The 15,428-nt window shown below is 71.2% G+C and carries 13 protein-coding genes; 4 read left to right on the top strand and 9 right to left on the bottom strand.

Annotation, left to right across the window (positions count from 1 at the left end):
- Positions 1–180 precede the first annotated feature (180 nt).
- Positions 181–396 carry a hypothetical protein gene (locus AC3WSN_RS03530; protein WP_192708701.1) on the top strand — a complete coding sequence of 72 codons (216 nt, stop codon included), beginning with the start codon at positions 181–183 and terminating at the stop codon, positions 394–396.
- A gap of 69 nt (positions 397–465) precedes the next feature.
- Here AC3WSN_RS03530 and AC3WSN_RS03535 read toward each other — a convergent pair whose 3' ends face one another.
- Entirely contained in the window at positions 466–3,903 is a 3,438-nt protein-coding gene (locus AC3WSN_RS03535; RefSeq protein WP_492536336.1) for an SbcC/MukB-like Walker B domain-containing protein, read from the bottom strand.
- 176 nt (positions 3,904–4,079) lie between these two features.
- Between AC3WSN_RS03535 and AC3WSN_RS03540 the strand changes: the two genes are divergently transcribed.
- The gene (locus tag AC3WSN_RS03540) at positions 4,080–5,756 is read left to right on the top strand and encodes a methyl-accepting chemotaxis protein (protein WP_492542996.1); all 1,677 of its coding nucleotides are present in this window, start codon (positions 4,080–4,082) and stop codon (positions 5,754–5,756) included.
- 68 nt (positions 5,757–5,824) lie between these two features.
- Here the strand turns inward: AC3WSN_RS03540 and AC3WSN_RS03545 are convergent, their stop codons facing one another.
- The 7 genes from AC3WSN_RS03545 to AC3WSN_RS03575 form a co-directional block, all read right to left on the bottom strand.
- Entirely contained in the window at positions 5,825–6,451 is a 627-nt protein-coding gene (locus AC3WSN_RS03545) for a DUF4194 domain-containing protein (RefSeq protein ID WP_492536338.1), read from the bottom strand.
- Positions 6,444–7,814 (bottom strand): Wadjet anti-phage system protein JetA family protein, encoded by a 1,371-nt coding sequence (locus AC3WSN_RS03550; protein ID WP_492536340.1) that lies wholly within the window; start codon positions 7,812–7,814, stop codon positions 6,444–6,446. Before AC3WSN_RS03550 ends, AC3WSN_RS03545 begins: the two co-directional genes overlap by 8 nt.
- Before the next feature lie 36 nt (positions 7,815–7,850).
- Entirely contained in the window at positions 7,851–8,267 is a 417-nt protein-coding gene (locus tag AC3WSN_RS03555) for an FKBP-type peptidyl-prolyl cis-trans isomerase (protein WP_192708705.1), read from the bottom strand.
- Between the two features lie 109 nt (positions 8,268–8,376).
- Entirely contained in the window at positions 8,377–9,600 is a 1,224-nt protein-coding gene (gene coaBC, locus AC3WSN_RS03560) for a bifunctional phosphopantothenoylcysteine decarboxylase/phosphopantothenate--cysteine ligase CoaBC (RefSeq protein WP_492536342.1), read from the bottom strand.
- A 42-nt stretch (positions 9,601–9,642) separates the two neighbouring features.
- Positions 9,643–10,368: a di-trans,poly-cis-decaprenylcistransferase gene (locus AC3WSN_RS03565; RefSeq protein ID WP_492536344.1), complete on the bottom strand. Its 726-nt coding sequence runs from the start codon at positions 10,366–10,368 to the stop codon at positions 9,643–9,645.
- Positions 10,369–10,445: 77 nt separating this feature from the next.
- The gene (locus AC3WSN_RS03570) at positions 10,446–10,835 is read right to left on the bottom strand and encodes a transcriptional regulator (RefSeq protein ID WP_192708708.1); all 390 of its coding nucleotides are present in this window, start codon (positions 10,833–10,835) and stop codon (positions 10,446–10,448) included.
- Positions 10,822–11,439: a hypothetical protein gene (locus AC3WSN_RS03575; protein WP_492536345.1), complete on the bottom strand. Its 618-nt coding sequence runs from the start codon at positions 11,437–11,439 to the stop codon at positions 10,822–10,824. Before AC3WSN_RS03575 ends, AC3WSN_RS03570 begins: the two co-directional genes overlap by 14 nt.
- 299 nt (positions 11,440–11,738) lie before the next feature.
- On the opposite strand from AC3WSN_RS03575, the gene uvrB reads away from it, so the two are divergent.
- Complete coding sequence (gene uvrB, locus AC3WSN_RS03580; RefSeq protein ID WP_492536347.1) at positions 11,739–14,486, top strand: excinuclease ABC subunit UvrB; 2,748 nt, start codon at positions 11,739–11,741, stop codon at positions 14,484–14,486.
- Positions 14,487–14,501: 15 nt separating this feature from the next.
- Here uvrB and AC3WSN_RS03585 read toward each other — a convergent pair whose 3' ends face one another.
- Positions 14,502–14,720 carry a hypothetical protein gene (locus AC3WSN_RS03585; protein WP_192708711.1) on the bottom strand — a complete coding sequence of 73 codons (219 nt, stop codon included), beginning with the start codon at positions 14,718–14,720 and terminating at the stop codon, positions 14,502–14,504.
- A 139-nt stretch (positions 14,721–14,859) separates the two neighbouring features.
- Between AC3WSN_RS03585 and AC3WSN_RS03590 the strand changes: the two genes are divergently transcribed.
- Positions 14,860–15,387, top strand: a complete 528-nt coding sequence (locus tag AC3WSN_RS03590; RefSeq protein ID WP_492536349.1) for an ankyrin repeat domain-containing protein — start codon at positions 14,860–14,862, stop codon at positions 15,385–15,387.
- The last annotated feature ends 41 nt before the right edge of the window (positions 15,388–15,428 follow it).

Genomic DNA, 15,428 nt, shown 5'->3' on the forward strand with positions numbered 1-15,428 from the left:
ACCCAGCCTTCCCTCGTGCATTTGCACCGGTTGCTGGCTTCGAAATCCGCCCGAATTGATCGCAAAACTGCCGCAGAGATGCTTGCTTTGACGCTCAGACCATCGATCCCCGCCGCGTCTCGGCTCGGGCCGACGGCGGTGATCTGAACGGTCCAAAACGGTTCGGAAGGACGCGTACACATGGAAACCGAAGCTCTGGAACGGCCCGCGGATCTGACGATCTGGCGCACGGCCCCGGCGAGCGCCCCGCTCGCGCAGCCCGAGCGCTTTGACACGCTGCGCGAGGCGATCGCCGCCGCCGCCGGCGCCCTGACCGACCCGGCCAAGCAGCCCTGGATCATCACCGAAGAGGGCGAGATCCTCTCGCCGAACTGGATCCGCACCTACCTGAACTGACGACCTTAGCGGTCGAACAACGGGGATACCGGGGATGGCAGCGCAAGCTCCGCCCCGGGTCCCCGGGGCTCACTCCGCCGCGTCCGAGTGGCGGAACCCCTCGATCCCGACCTGGTCGGGATTGATCGCGTGCAACGCCCGCCGGGCGGCCTCGAGCGGATGCTCGGCCTCGATCCGGACCGAGGTGAGATCCGGGCTCTTGTAGACCGTCACGATGGTGTCCATCACCTCGGTGAGCGTCGTGCGCTTGTCCTCGGGCGCCGCGATCAGCAGTTGCAGCCCCCAGGCCCGGTAGAGATCCACCAGCGCCTGGCTGTTGCGCACGTCGAGCTTCGAGAACGCCTCGTCGAGCAGGCACAGGCCTAGGCCCGGATTCTCGTCGCCCGGGCGGTCGCCGGGATAGTAGGCGCTCGCCAGGGAGGCCGCGATCGCCACGTAGAACGGCGCCTGCGCCTCGCCGCCCGAGCCGCGGAGCGCCCGGGCCGACATGGTGGTGCGGTTGCCCGCCCGGTCCCGCATGCCGATCTCGTAGACGAAGTAGTTGCGGTAATCGGCGAGCCGCGCCGCATCCTCCGCGCCGGCGATCAGGGCGGTGATCTCCTCAAGCGCCGCCGCCATCGGACCCTCGGCCTCGCCGGCGAACAGCGCCTGGGCGGCCTCGGGCGAGCGGGCCGTCTCGATGGCGAGCGCGTGGACGGCGGCGTAGCGGCGGTCCACCGCCGCCTCGAACGCGTAGGTCTGCCCGGTGAAGCTGCGGGCCGAGAGACGCTCGTTCAGGGCCGCAAGCTTGGCGTGGACGCGCTCGAACCGGTCGGCCAGACGCGTCAGCAGGTCCTCGGTCATGAGGCGGCGCATCTCGGTCTCGGCCCGCTCGGCCTGGGCGCGATAGCGGCGCAGCTCGTGACCTTCCACGGCCTCGTATTCCCGCCTGACCCAGGCGAACCCATCGATCGCGGGCGCATCTCCGGCATTGAGCGGGTTCTCGACTCGCCAGGCGGCGCAGGCCTCCGCCAGCTCCCGCTCGGCGATCCGGCCATGCGACCGGGCGGCGTCGGCCGCCTCCCGGGCCAGCGTGCGCTCGGTGGTCGCCCGCGAACCGGCGGCCTTGGCGTCGAGCCCCGCGAGGGCACGGCGTGCCTCGGCGATGATGCCGACATCGAACACCTCGGAGCGCGCGAGCCGCACCCGGGCGGCATCGCCGCCCGTGAGCTGGCGCAGGGCAGCGCGCCGCGCCGCCAGGGCTGCGCGGGCGGCCTCACGCACCGGGCCGAGCCGGGCGCGGAGTGCCGCCTCGTCGGCGAGCAGGCGGTCGAGCTTCGGCTCCAGCTCCTCCGACAACTCGCGCAGGTAGCCGGCGCGCTCCGCACTCAGCGCGGTGATCTCGGCGGTGAGCCCGGCCGTGTCGCGCTTCTCGATCCCCTCGCGCTCGGTCTGGAGGGTTCGCCGCCGCCCATCCAGGCCGTCCATCTCGGTCCGCAGGGTTTCGATGTCGTCGAGACCCCGGGCGATGCGGGCGCGGATCGCGGCGGCGGTGCGGGCCGCCTCGCGCAGCACCGCCGCCTCGCCGCGCAGCCGACGCGCCTCCGCGACCGCCACCTCGTGGGCACGGCGGCTATCGGCGGTCGGCCCGCGCTGGCCGCGCGTCATCAGGAGGTCGACGCTGCGCGTCACCGAATAGGCCATGCCGGCGGTGGTGCGACCGCTCGGCGCCACCGCGCGGGCGAGATGGGCGAGCTCGGCATCGTCCCGAGCGAGGTCGTAGCCGCCCAGCCGCACCCCCAGGAACGCCTCAGCGTGCGGGTCGCTGGCCTCGATGACGGTGAGCGGCCCGTCATCGTAGCGGCGCGCCCGCTGTTTGGCGGTGTCGGTGGTCTTGACCAGGATGCAGCGATGGAACCGATCACGGCCGGATTGCAGGACGCCGAGCGCCTCGTTCAGCCGGTCCGGCGCCACGACCAGCGCCTCGCGGGCACGCCCGAGCAAGGCTTCGAGGGCCGGCCCCCAGGTCGGATCGACGATCTCGGCCAGCTCGCAGATCGGCACCGCCGTGATGCCGCGCCGCTCGAGCTCGCCGCGGAACGCCACCGTGTCGGAGGACAGCCGCGCCGTCGGCCCGGCACCGGTGCGCGGCGCGGTGCGTTCCGCCTCGCTCTCCCGGGCGCGCGCCTTGAGGGCCGCGTCCTCGGCGGCCCGCTCCAGCGCCTCGTCGAAATCGGGCAACCGCGCCAGCCCGTCGACCAGCTCGGCCAGCGGACCGTCGGGGCGCAGGATCTCCTCCGGGGATGATTCCTTGCGCAGGCCGGCCCGGGCACAGGCCTCGGCGAGCCGCGCCGCCTGCGGGCTGGACGGCCGCAGGATCGGGGCGACCGCCTGGAGCTTGCCCATCTGGCCGACGAGGCCGACCAAGTCGGCAACCCGGCCCGCGAGTTCCTTGCGGTCCCGCTCCAGCATGGAGAGGCCGAGGGTCGAGGCGGCAAGCCGCCCCTCCGCGGCACTCGCGGCGGCGAGCGCCTTCTTCTCGGCGATCTCGCCGTCGATCTCCCGCACGAAGGCGCGGCTCGCGGCGACACGCTCCCGGGCAATCCGCAGGGTATCGGCGCCCTCGCGCAGACGCGTACGGACGGCGATCAGGTCGAGGCTGCGGCGGCGCAACTCGGCGCTCGCCGCGCGCAAGTCGTGCGTGGCCGCGGCGAGCACCGACTCGCTCCAGGCCTCGTAACGGTCCCGCAGGCGCCGCAGGCGGCCGAGGCGTGTCTCCAGCTCGGCGATCGTCTCCAGGAGGCGCCGCCAGTTGGCGATGGAGAGGCGGACGCGCTCGACGTCCAGCGGTTCCGGGTCGAGCACGAAGGCGCGCACGAAGGCGCTGGTGTCGAAGATCGGCTTGAACGCCACCGCGTTGGCGAAGCTGCGCAGGAAATGGCGGGGCTCGGGCGCCATCGCGCCCTCCCGCAGGGTCGCGAGGATGTCCGCCGTGAAGCGCTCGCCGGAGGTGCGGTATTCCGTGAAGCTCGAAGCCCGGGCGCGCAGGTCCGCGGCGATCTCGCTCCACGGCGCCGTGTAGCTACCGCCCGGCGCGGTGCGGGCGTAATCGGCGATCTCGAACCGGTGCCCGACCGCGATGAAGCGCGAGAGCACGGTCTCCTTCGGCTCGACGGCGCGCGCCGCCAGCGCCAGCCCGACCGTGACCACGCGCCCCGACTCGGGGTTCTCGAACACGAGGGCGAGCACGGTCTCGCAGGATTCCCGCGTCGGGCGACCGCCCTCCGCCGGGTCGCTGATCCAGCCCAGGCAATAGTCCCGCACCGTGCGGGCGCTGCGGCCGGAGGCCGAGGCGTTGAGGGCGAGGCGGCTCGCATTGTTGCCGGCCAGAACCGTGCCGACGGCATCGAAGATCGTCGACTTGCCGGCCCCCGTCGGCCCGACGAGCGCGGCGGCGCCGCGCAGCCGAATCTGCTCGCGGCGGATCAGGTACCAGTTCGAGATGGCGATGTCGGTGAGGACGTACACGAGACGGGGCGTCGGACCGTTGTCAGGAATTCGGCCGGCCCAGTTGGCCGGGTTCGGCCGCGTATGCAAGCCGACCGGGTCGCCGTCCGAATGCGGGACACGACCACGAGTTATGACAATTTTAGCACAACTTGCTCATGCCGCTGGGATCTCGCCCGATGACCCGGTCCCGATCGATGCGCCTGAGCCTGAAAACGAAGTTGAGCAGCCTGTTCATCATGCTGCTCCTGGCAGCGATGATCCAGGGCGGCGTCACCCTGTACAAGATGCAGGCCGTCGATCAGCGACTGACGGAGCTTCTCGACAACGCCGTCCCGTCGATCAACGAGGCCCAGGCCATCAACGCCTTCGTGCTTCGGACCCGACTGTGGCAGTTCCGATACGTCACGGCAGATACGCAGGCCGAGCGGGACACGAGCCTGAAGAATGCGGACGAGATGACCCGCAGCCGCCAAGCGAAGGTTGAGGCGTACCGCGCCTTGGTGGCCTCGAAAGAGGAGCAGGCCATCTACGAGGATCTGCTGACCAAGCTCGCGGCCCAGGAAAAGGACTGGGACCGGTTGCGGGCTTTCCCGGCCGATGCGCACGAGCAGGCGCTCGCCTATTTCCGCGGTCCGATGAATGCCAACTATCTGGCGGCCTCGACCGCCACCCGGGCTCTCGCCGACCTCAATATCAAGACCGGCGCGGCCGCCGGGCAGGTCGCCCGCCAGAGCCAGACGGAAGCCGTCCAGGCCACCGTGACCATCTTGGTCGTCACCGTGCTGATCGCCCTCGGCGCGATGCTCTACGCCTTCGTCGGCGTGTCGCGCCCGCTGGCGGCCATGACGCAGGCCATGCGGCGCCTCGCGGACGGCGACACGGAGGCCGCGGTGCCCTTCGCCCAGCGGCGGGACGAGATCGGCGACATGTCGGCGACCGTGGACGTGTTCAAGCAGAACCTGCTGCATGCCCGTGCCCTGGAGGCTGAGACCGCGCTCGCCCGCGCCGGTGCCGAGGCGCAGCGCCGGCAGGCAGCGCAGGAGTTGGCCGATCGGTTCGAGGCGAGTGTCGGCGGCATCGTCGGCTCCGTCACCGCCGCGGCGACGCAGCTTCAGGCCACCGCCCAAAGCCTGACCGCGACCGCGACGCAGACCGCCGGCCAGTCGACCAGCGCGGCCGCGGCCGCCGAGGAGGCCTCGACCAACGTGACGACGGTGGCCGCCGCAGCCGAGGAACTCGGCTCCTCGGTCAACGAGATCGGGCGCCAGGTCGGCTCCTCGGCAGACCTCGCGCAGGCCGCTGTCCAGGAGGCCGGCGCGACCGCCCAGTTGGTCCAGGAGCTGAGTGCGGCGGCGCGGCGGGTCGGGGAAGTCGTCGACCTTATCTCCGCCATCGCGAGCCAGACCAACCTGCTGGCGCTCAACGCCACCATCGAGGCGGCGCGCGCCGGCGCGGCGGGCAAGGGCTTTGCGGTCGTCGCCTCCGAGGTGAAGGCGCTCGCCGACCAGACCGCCAAGGCCACCGCCGAGATCTCCGCGCAGATCGGGCAGATCCAGGGCTCGACCGGACAGGCCGTCCAGGCGATCGGGGGGATCGCCGGGCGCATCCGCGAGATCAGCGGCATGGCGAACTCGATCGCGGCCGCCGTGGAGGAGCAGGGCGCGGCCACCCAGGAGATCGTCCGCAATGTCGCCGAGGCCGCGACCGGGACGGACGCCGTCACCGCCAACGTGAGCGGCGTCGCCGGGGCCGCCGAGGAGACGGGGGCGGCAGCCGCCCAGGTCCTGGCCTCGGCCTCCGAGATGGCCCGCCAGGCCGCCCATCTCGGCAGCGAGGTCGAGCGCTTCCTGGCGACCGTCCGGGCGGCCTGAGCGGAAACCGGGGGCGGGGGCTTACGGGTGAGGAGCCCGGCCGCCCCCGTCATCAACGGGCGCCGGCCTCAGGCCTCGCCGGCCTCCGACCAGGCCCGCAGGCGCTCCAGCCACGCATCCGAGGCCAGCACGGCGAGACCCGGCAGGAGCGAGAGCGGGGTGACCCGCTCGACCCGGTCGCGCTCGCCGAGCCGCAGCCCGCCGCGCTTGGCATACATGCGCAGGATGTCGGCGAGCCGGCCTTCCTCCGGCGGCTCGTTGCGCGCCACGGTCCGGATCTTCTCGACGATCTCGTCGGTGGTGCACTCGACCACCCCGTCGGTGCCGGCACGGTGGTCGCGCAGGCCCTCCTCGTACAGGAGTCGGAGCGCCAGCAGCACCAGCGTCTCGTCCTTGCGCAGGCGCTCCGAGACGATGTCGTGGCGCGGCGCGTCTGCCGACGGGCTCAGCGAGACCATCTGGTCGCGGTGCGAGACCGTGAGTGCGTATCCAAGACAGGCGAAATAGTCGGTGAAGAACGGCGCGTAGTGCCGGGCAAGCTCGTAGGAGCGGCCGATCCCCTGCGTGTCCGCGTAGATCACCTGGCCCTTCAGCAGCACCTGAAGGGCGCGGCTGAGCTCCTCGGCATCGGGCGCCCGGGCCCCGGGCGGCGGCGGCTCGTCGCCGTCGATGATGGCGCGGAAGCCCTCAAGCACGGGGACGTCGCTCCAACAGGAAATCCGGGCAGTCGAGCCAGCCGTTGATAACCCGTTCCGGCAGACGCGTGACGGCGTAGCGCTCGCCGAGCCGCGCGTCGAACAGCACGTCGATCTCGCGCAGGCGCTGGAACACGACGAAGTCGTCGACGCCCGCGATGACGATCTGCGACCCGCGCAGCCGCACGGCCTTGCCGATCCGCGCCTCCACGAAGGCGGTCATGCTCTCGGGCGTCACGGTGGTGCGGCGCCGGAACTCCGCCTTGGCGGCCGCGAAGGCGTCCACCACGGGATCGTCCTCCAGGTCGGGCAGGGGCTCCATGTCGATCGCGCTCTTGCGCGCCCGCGGCGCCTGAAGATGCGCGTGGCCGATGGGTGGCCGCAGCTGGGAGACGTCGGCCGGCACGTCGGGCGCGATCTCCGAACCGCCGATGGCCCGTAGCATCGCGGCGGCGCGCTCCACCCCGCTCGGATCCGGGCGGTCCATGACGTGCAGGGCGGCGCCGATCCGACGCTCCAGACGGGCCACGACGGCGTCGACGGCATCGAGATGGTTGTCGAGCCCTTCGAACACCGAGAGGATCTGGGCCAGGTCGGCCCGGACCGCCCGCTGGGCGGTGTCGAGATCGGGGCTGCGGCCTTCGCGGATCAGGCCCTCGGCCAGCGCCCGCAGGGTGAGCGCGTCGCGCAACGCCCGGCCCGCCTCGCGCACCACGCTGGCGCGGAACCGGAACGGGTTGAAGCGCGTGTGCAGCGTCCGGTAATCGCTGATCAGGTGGCGCTCGACGAAATCCTCGAAGAACAGCCGGAAGGTCTTGGCCCGGTCCGGCTCGCGCAGGATCCGCTCCTCGACCTTGCGCATGCCGGCAGCGAGCCCGCGCACATGCGACAGGAAGGCGGCGGCGGCCCGGGCGGCGTTGGACAGGGCCTCCGAGCGGTTCGCCGGGTCCGACAGGGCGCTCTCCAGCCCGCCCAGCACCTCCAGAACGGCGCCACCGTAGGAGCGGGTCTCGCCCCGTTCGAGGCGGGACAGTTCTTCGAGGAGGAGACGCGCCTCGGGGTCGAACTCAACCACCGGCACGTAGCGCTCGCGGCGCTCGATCAGCCAGCCGGTGTCGAGGAGGCGCCGGTAAAGCGCGGTCCGGCGCTCCGCGGGATCGGCCGAGATCGGCTCGTCGCCGCTGACCTCCGGATCGCTCCAGCCCGCGGCGAAGTCGCCGATCTCGGCGAGCAACTCGGCCTTGCGCACCGGCTCGGCCCCGAGGACGCGCCGATGCAGGTGCAGGAGCAGGGCCGCATTGAAGCCGCGGCTCGGAGCCGCGAGCGGCTTAAACAGCTCGTCGGGCAGCTGCGCGAACAGCATTTCGTCGGAACTCTCGCCGTCCGCGCAGCCGTGACGTTATTTCGCGCCGAGGAGCTCGACGTCGAAGATCAAGGTGGCGTTCGGCGGGATCACGCCGCCGGCGCCCCGGGCGCCGTAGCCGAGCTGCGGCGGGATGATCAGGGTGCGCTTGCCGCCGGTCTTCATGGTGGCGACGCCCTCGTCCCAGCCCTTGATCACCTGGCCGGCGCCGAGGGGGAACGAGAAGGGCTGGTTGCGGTCGCGGGAGGAGTCGAACTTCTTGCCCTTCTTGCCGCCCTCGTCGAGCCAGCCGGTGTACTGGACGGTGACCTGCTGACCGGCCTTGGGCTCAGGCCCGGTCCCGACGACTTCGTCTTGGTACTTCAGGCCGGAGGGCAGGGTGACGGTCTCGGCATTGGCGGCTGTGCTCATGGCGATCAACGCGGCTCCGGCGATGAGGGACAGGCGAGGCATGGTTTCTCCCTGGAGCCGGCGCCGTACGCGCCGGCCGTCGGAGCGCTTCTATCGGCTCACGTCCGACGAGGCCAGGGCGGGTCATGACGGGCCGCGCGCGCGGTGACGGTCAGCCGCCCAGCATTCCGGCCAGATGCTGCACCAGCCGGCGGGCGACCTCGTCCTTGCCGAGGCGCGGCCAGGATTCCACCGCGCCGTCCGGGCGAATCAGGTGGATGGCGTTGTCGACGCCGCCCATGACGCCGCCTTCAGCCGAGACGTCGTTGGCCACGATCAGATCGCAGCCCTTGCGGGCGATCTTAGCGCGGGCGTGATCCAGCACCGCGTCGGTCTCCGCGGCGAACCCGACCACGAGGGGCGGGCGCCCCGACGGCATCCGCGCGATCGTCGCGAGGATGTCGGGGTTCTCGGCGAGGGGAAGCGGGGCAGGTCCGCTGCCGTCCTTCTTGATCTTCTTGGTCCCGGCCTCGTGCTCCGGCCGCCAATCGGCCACCGCCGCGGCGAAGACGGCGATGTCGGCCGGGAGCGCCGCCTCGACGGCGCCCAGCATCTCCCGTGCGGTCTCGACCCGCACCACGGTCACGCGCGGCGGATCGGGGATCGTCACCGGCCCGGAGACCAGGGTCACGATGGCGCCGGCCCGCGCGGCCGCTTCCGCGATGGCATGCCCCTGCCGGCCCGACGAGCGGTTGGCGAGGTAGCGCACTGGGTCGATCGGCTCGTGGGTGGGGCCGGAGGTCACCAGCACCCGTCGTCCGGCGAGGGGTCGCACCGCGCCATCCGCGCCCAGCATCGTCTCCAGCGCATCGGCGATCTCGTTGGGCTCGGCCATGCGTCCGGGGCCGGACTCGGCCTCCGCCATGCGGCCGGCATTCGGGCCGACCACGCGCACGCCATCGCCCTCCAGAATCGCAAGGTTGCGTCGCGTGGCCGGGTGCGCCCACATCTGCACGTTCATGGCCGGCGCGATCAGGATCGGCAGGGTGGTGGCCAGGAGCACGGTGGTCGCCAGATCGGCGGCGTGGCCGCCGGCGAGGCGGGCCATCAGGTTGGCGGTGGCGGGCGCAACGACGACCGCATCGGCCTGCCGGGCGAGCTTGATATGGCCGATCTCGGCCTCGGAGGCCCGGTCGAACAGGTCGGTATGGGCTCGCTCGCCGGCGAGTGCCGCCGCCGCCAGGGGCGTGACGAATTCCTGGGCTCCCGCGGTGAGAACCGGGCAGACGCTGGCGCCCCGCTCGCGCAGGCGCCGGATCAGATCGAGGGCCTTGTAGGCCGCGATACCTCCGCCGATGACGAGGAGGACGCGGCGGTTGGCGAGGGTCTCGGTCATGCCGGACCCTCTGCGCGGCTGCGCGCGCGCGTCAAGCCGGACTCAGGCCGCGGCTGGGACGGCGGGCGCCTTGAGGCCTCCGAACCGGCGCTCGCGGCGGGCGAACTCGGCCACGGAAGCGGCGAGGTCGTCGGGACCGAAATCGGGCCACATCCGCTCGGTGAAGTGCAGCTCGGCGTAGGCTGCCTCCCACAGCATGAAATCCGAGAGCCGCTGCTCGCCGCCAGTCCGGATCAGCAGGTCGACGTCGACCGGCGACCCGTGCATCGCGCCCGCCACCAGCGCGCCGAAGCTCTCCCGCGTCAGGCCCTCCTGGCTCTGCAGGCCCTGCGCGGCCGCGATGATCGCGTCACGGGCGGAGTAGTCGACGCAGATCCGCAGGTGCAGGCGGCTGCCCGACGCCGTGGCGGCCTCCGCCGCCGCGATCGCCTCGGGTATGCCGTCCGGGAGCCGGTCGCGCCTGCCGACGACGCTGAGGCGCGTCCCGGTGCGCGCCAGGCGCTGCGTCTCGTTGCGCAGGTAGGAGCGCAGGAGCCGCATCAGGCCTCCGACCTCCTCGACCGGGCGCTGCCAATTGTCCGCCGAGAAGGCGTAGAGCGTCAGCGTGCCGATCCCAAGATCCGGACAGGCCTCGGCAGTGCGCCGGATCGCCTCGACGCCGCGGTGATGGCCAGCCAACCGCGGGAGCCCGCGCTGCGTTGCCCAGCGCCCGTTGCCGTCCATGATGATCGCGGCGTGCAGGGCCCTCGCCACCGCTTCGCTTTGCATCGTAAAGTCTCCCGGCATGGGCGTTTCGCTGAGGTTTCTCGGATTATCGTTAACAATCCGGACGGGATCGTGCGGTCTCACACTGCTTTCGTGGCCGGATCGAGGCTGCGCAGCCCGGATTCGGGCCCTCGGTCGGCGGCCTCTGCGGCATCCCTGACGACCTGTTCGAGGACGCCGAGATAACCGATGAAGCGCTGACGTCCGGTCGCCGTCAGACGGCATACCGTCTGCGGCCGGTTATGGGCCGAGCCCTTCTCCAGACTGACGAGATCGGCCTCGCTCAGCACGGCGAGATGCCGGCTCAGGTTGCCGTCCGTGAGCCCGCACAAACGCTTGAGATCCGGAAAGGGCAGGCCCTTCGGATGCGCAACCAGGGATGTGAGCACGCTCAGGCGCGCCCGCTCGTGGATCGTCCTGTCGAGCCCTTCGTATGAGAAGCGCCCGTCGGTTCGGTCAGAGATCGTCATCGAAGGCTCGGGCGCCGTGATGGAGAATACAGGCCAGCCAGACCTGACCGACCAGGAAGGGCAGGCCCATGGTCCAGGGGGAAAGGGCTCGCGTCTCGGCCGAGACCGCCAGCACGGCGAGCCCGGCAAGCAGGTACCAGGCGCCGACGCCCTGCACGGCCCGCGGCAGGATGCGCGCCGACGCGAACAGGCCGAGCCCGACCAAGATCTGCCAGAGGCCCGGCAGCATCCAGACCTCGCCGGGCGCGAATCGGGCGATCACCAGGGCGAGACAGGCGCCGGCGCCGGCAGCCGGCAGGAAGACCTCGATGGCGTTCCACACCATCGCGTCGGCCAGTCCGGAATGCAGGCGGCGGCTGCGCCGGATCGCCTCGATGCCGATCAGCGCGAAGGCCACGAGGGCAACCGCGATCCACACGCCGAAGAACATCCCGGTCCGCGCGGCCGGGTCGCCGAGCCAGAGGGCCTGACCCGTGGCGCAGGCCAGGGCCAGGCCGCCGGTGGCCGCAACCGTCGCAGCCCCGAGTCCGCGGAACGTCGTGTCCCGGGCGATCTGCGAGCGGATCGCCATGATATCGGCCAGCGCCTTGTCCAGGTCCTGCATGTGCCTCACGCCCCGGGCTGCATCATGCTTTGTAACGCAAAGTAACGGCCCGGCAAGGGCACCGCAAGCTGGTTCGTGCAAGCCAAGGGGCGATATTTCTCAGCATGAGCCGACACGGCGCCTGCCCGTTGTTGCGGACGCGCCTCGTCGGCAGCGGCCGTTCAACCGTTCGCTGATGGATTGCCGCTGGGGTCCTGGGTGTCGCGCGCCGGCTGAATCGACCGCGGCATCGACGAAAGCGGCAAAACTCCGCGCCGAAAAGGGTTTCTCGCGGCGGGCGCCGGGCCCATATTGATACCATGCCCGCTTCGAAGAAATCGCGCGCCGCTTCCGTCACGGCCTCGTCCGCCAAGGCGTCGAAGCCCGAATTGAAGCCCCTCGATACCTATCTGGCCGAGCTGCTGAACCCGGCGCTCAACCGCAATCGGTTGGCTCCGATCGAGCCTTCCCCTGAGCCGCCCGCGCGGCCGGGCAAGGTGAAAGGGCGCACCGGCAAGGGTGACGGCAAGGCGGCCACGCGCCGGGCCGAGATCGCCCGCGACGGCTTCGCGGAGGCGCCGCAGGCCGGTTACGCACTCGGCGACGCGGCAGATGTCGATCCGCGGCTGGCCCAGGCCCTCGGCCTGACCCCGCCGGAGGATGGTCCGGCGCCGGAAGGCGCGGACTTGCCGGATCCCGGCGCCGATGGCGGCGCCTCGGCCACCGTCACGGCCCTGGAGCGGCTGCTCACCGAGGGCAATCCGCTGTTCAAGGACGGCCAGACCTGGGTGCCGCACCGCCCGGAGCGACCGCAGAAATCCGAGGGCGGCGTCCGGTTCACGCTGAAATCTGAATTCACACCGGCCGGCGACCAGCCGAAGGCCATCGCCGAACTGGTCAGCGGCGTGCAGGCCCGTGAGCGCGACCAGGTCCTGCTCGGCGTCACCGGCTCGGGCAAGACCTTCACGATGGCCAAGATCATCGAGGAGACGCAGCGCCCGGCGCTGATCCTGGCGCCCAACAAGACGCTGGCCGCGCAGCTCTACGGGGAGTTCAAGGCGTTCTTCCCCGATAACGCGGTCGAGTATTTCGTCTCCTACTACGACTACTATCAGCCCGAGGCCTACGTTCCTCGCTCGGATACCTTCATCGAGAAGGAATCCTCGATCAACGAGCAGATCGACCGGATGCGCCACGCCGCGACCCGCGCCCTGCTGGAGCGTGACGACGTGATCATCGTCGCTTCGGTCTCGTGCATCTACGGTATTGGCTCGGTCGAGACCTACACGGCGATGTCGTTCACGATCTCGCTCGGCGAGCGGATCGAGCAGCGCCAGCTGATCGCCGACCTCGTGGCGCTCCAGTACAAGCGCATCCAGTCCGACTTCGCCCGCGGCACCTTCCGGGTCCGCGGCGATTCGATCGAGCTGTGGCCCGCCCACTTGGAAGACCGCGGCTGGCGCATCGGTCTGTTCGGCGACGAGGTCGAGAGCATCGTCGAGTTCGACCCCCTCACCGGCAAGACCATCTCAGAGCTGAAGTTCGTGAAGGTCTACGCCAACTCCCACTATGTGACGCCGCGCCCGACGCTGCAGCAGGCGATCAAGGGCATCAAGCACGAGCTGAATGGCCGGATCGAGGAACTCACCAAGATGGGCCGCCTCATCGAGGCGCAGCGCATCGACCAGCGCTGTACCTTCGATATCGAGATGATCGAGGCCACCGGCGCCTGCAACGGCATCGAGAACTACTCCCGCTACCTCACCGGCCGGAAGCCCGGCGAGCCGCCGCCGACCCTGTTCGAGTATCTGCCCGACAACGCCCTGGTCTTCACCGACGAGAGCCACGTCACCGTGCCGCAGATCGGCGGCATGTACCGGGGCGACTTTCGCCGCAAGGCGACGCTGGCCGAATACGGCTTCCGGCTGCCCTCCTGCCTGGACAACCGCCCGCTCCGCTTTGAGGAGTGGGACGCGATGCGGCCGATGACGGTCCACGTCTCGGCGACGCCCGGCAAGTGGGAGATGGAGCAGACCGGCGGCGTGTTCGCCGAGCAGGTAATCCGCCCGACCGGCCTCGTCGACCCGGTGATCGAGATCCGCCCGGCGCGCAGTCAGGTCGACGACCTGCTGGGCGAGGTCCGGGAAGTCGCGCAGGCCGGCTACCGGACGCTCGTGACCACGCTCACCAAGCGCATGGCCGAGGACCTCACCGAGTACCTCCACGAGAACAGCGTCCGGGTGCGCTACATGCACTCCGACATCGATACGCTGGAGCGGATCGAGATCATCCGCGACCTGCGGCTCGGCGCCTTCGACGTGCTGATCGGCATCAACCTGCTGCGCGAAGGCCTCGACATCCCGGAATGCGCCCTGGTGGCGATCCTCGACGCCGACAAGGAGGGCTTCCTCCGGTCGGAGACCTCGCTGATCCAGACCATCGGCCGCGCAGCCCGCAACGCCGACGCGCGCTGCATCCTGTACGCGGACAACATCACCGGCTCGATGGAGCGGGCGATGGCCGAGACCGAGCGCCGTCGCGCCAAGCAGCTCGCCTACAACGAAGAGCACGGGATCACGCCGCAGAGCGTGAAGCGCGGCATCGCCGACATCCTGAGCAGCGTGTTCGAGCGCGACCACGTCCAGGTCGATACTGGCCTGGCCAAGGACGCGATCACGGTCGGCCACAACCTCAAGGCCGTGATGGCCGACCTCGAGAAGCGCATGCGCGCGGCGGCCGCCGACCTCGACTTCGAGGAGGCGGCGCGGCTGCGCGACGAGCTCAAGCGGCTTCAGGCGACCGAGCTGCTGGTCTCCGACGACCCGATGGCGCGGCAGAGCGACGTGGAGCGGGAGGCCGGCAAGTTCGGCCGGAAGGCGCCGCGTGGGGGCGGGGGCAGCCGCATCGCCAAGCCGGACCTCGACAATATGGGTCCGGGGACGGACCGGGAGCTGCCCGTGGGCGGCACGGCGCCGGTCTGGCAGGAGCGGCCGAAGCCGCGCTCGACGCAGGGGCTCGGCGGGCAGAAGCCCAAATACAAGGGCGGTGGCGGACGGCGACGGGGCTGACCGCCCGTCTCGGCCTCAAGCGGCCTCGTGATCCCGGCCTCGGCCATGCATCGTCGCGGCCTCGCCCGCATCAACGATCGCCTGGGCGATCCGGAGCACGAGGGCGTTGCACGCTTCGTCGTAGGCGCGCGGATCCGCCTGCACGGCCGCTTCGGCGACCGCAACGCCGCGCTCGCGGACGATGTCGCGCGCGGTGCGCAGCGCGTCGGCGTAAGGCTCGAAGGGTCGGGGCATCGTCGCGCTCCGGAGGCGCCGGGCCTTATCAACCCGGGTTGGCGGCTGGAACGAGCATCCCAACGAAACTGTTCCCGCCGGCCCTGGACGCGAATGCCGCACCGGCCCAGATCAGCCGCCGGCGAGAGACGAGCACACGATGGCATCCGAGACGAACACGCCCCCGGCCCTCGACGACGAGACCCTGGCCTTCGCGGCCCGGGTGTTCCAGTACGCGCGGATGGGCCACGCGGAGGAGCTTGCCGAGTTGTTCGGGCAGGGCCTGCCGGCGAACCTGCGCAACGACAAGGGCGACAGCCTCCTGATGCTGGCCGCCTATAACGGCCAGGAGGAGGCCACGCGGGTGGTCCTGGAGGCCGGTGGCGACCCGGAGCTCGCCAACGACCGCGGCCAGACGCCGCTGGCTGGTGCCGCCTTCAAGAACGATCTGGTGGTGGCGCAGCTGCTGCTCCAGCACGGGGCCGCGGTGGACGGGACCGGCAGCGGCAGCCGCACGGCCCTGATGACGGCAGCCATGTTCGACCGGACCGAGATGGTCGACCTGCTGCTCCAGCACGGCGCCGATCCGGATCGCCGCGACGCCGCAGGCCAGAGCGCGGCCGACATGGCCCGGGCCATGGGCGCCCAGGCGACGCCGGGGCAGCTCGACGGGGCAGCGCGGCGGTAGTGCACGTCGCCGCGCGTTGCACCGTCGAGCCGACACGCACG

The sequence above is a fragment of the Methylobacterium sp. FW102-HT35C08 genome (genome assembly GCF_058790235.1).

Bases quoted from the DNA above. Each gene is read 5' to 3' on its own strand.
- AC3WSN_RS03570 (WP_192708708.1), bottom strand. From the start codon at position 10,835: ATGACGATCTCTGACCGAACCGACGGGCGCTTCTCATACGAAGGGCTC.
- AC3WSN_RS03550 (WP_492536340.1), bottom strand. From the start codon at position 7,814: ATGCTGTTCGCGCAGCTGCCCGACGAGCTGTTTAAGCCGCTCGCGGCT.
- AC3WSN_RS03555 (WP_192708705.1), bottom strand. From the start codon at position 8,267: ATGCCTCGCCTGTCCCTCATCGCCGGAGCCGCGTTGATCGCCATGAGC.
- AC3WSN_RS03540 (WP_492542996.1), top strand. From the start codon at position 4,080: ATGCGCCTGAGCCTGAAAACGAAGTTGAGCAGCCTGTTCATCATGCTG.
- AC3WSN_RS03565 (WP_492536344.1), bottom strand. From the start codon at position 10,368: ATGCAAAGCGAAGCGGTGGCGAGGGCCCTGCACGCCGCGATCATCATG.
- coaBC (WP_492536342.1), bottom strand. From the start codon at position 9,600: ATGACCGAGACCCTCGCCAACCGCCGCGTCCTCCTCGTCATCGGCGGA.
- AC3WSN_RS03530 (WP_192708701.1), top strand. From the start codon at position 181: ATGGAAACCGAAGCTCTGGAACGGCCCGCGGATCTGACGATCTGGCGC.
- AC3WSN_RS03590 (WP_492536349.1), top strand. From the start codon at position 14,860: ATGGCATCCGAGACGAACACGCCCCCGGCCCTCGACGACGAGACCCTG.
- AC3WSN_RS03575 (WP_492536345.1), bottom strand. From the start codon at position 11,439: ATGCAGGACCTGGACAAGGCGCTGGCCGATATCATGGCGATCCGCTCG.
- AC3WSN_RS03585 (WP_192708711.1), bottom strand. From the start codon at position 14,720: ATGCCCCGACCCTTCGAGCCTTACGCCGACGCGCTGCGCACCGCGCGC.
- uvrB (WP_492536347.1), top strand. From the start codon at position 11,739: ATGCCCGCTTCGAAGAAATCGCGCGCCGCTTCCGTCACGGCCTCGTCC.